Origin of the sequence: Pseudomonas sp. SAS7 (genome assembly GCF_052112345.1) — a bacterium.
In the GTDB taxonomy this organism is placed as follows: Bacteria; Pseudomonadota; Gammaproteobacteria; order Pseudomonadales; family Pseudomonadaceae; genus Aquipseudomonas; species Aquipseudomonas putida_Q.
The window spans coordinates 1-250 of the sequence record NZ_JBEGGO010000076.1; the positions used below are offsets into that span (position 1 = coordinate 1).

Annotated in this window: 1 protein-coding gene; it reads right to left on the reverse strand. The window is 58.8% G+C overall.

Annotated features, from left to right (window positions below):
- Window positions 1–250 (reverse strand): immunoglobulin-like domain-containing protein (locus ABI582_RS28755; protein ID WP_442121003.1); only part of this gene is annotated, 250 nt, incomplete at both ends.

A 250-nucleotide genomic window follows, 5' to 3' on the forward strand; every position in this document is an offset into this window, starting at 1 on the left:
TGCAGGGTTGCTGCCAACGTAAACGTTGTCCGGAGCAGTGACAGTGATCGAACCAGTAGTGCCATTGGCCGGTACGGTGATGACGGTCTTGCCGTCGCTCAGCGTAAAGGTCAGTGCGCCGTGGTTGTTGATCGGCAAGCCGTCTTTGTTGGTCAGGGTGATGGTGTAGGTGATCTCGCCGCCTTCGGTCACCGAAGGGGTTGCGGTCAGCTTCGCCACCACTTCGTCGGTGGTGTCGGTGACATCCACT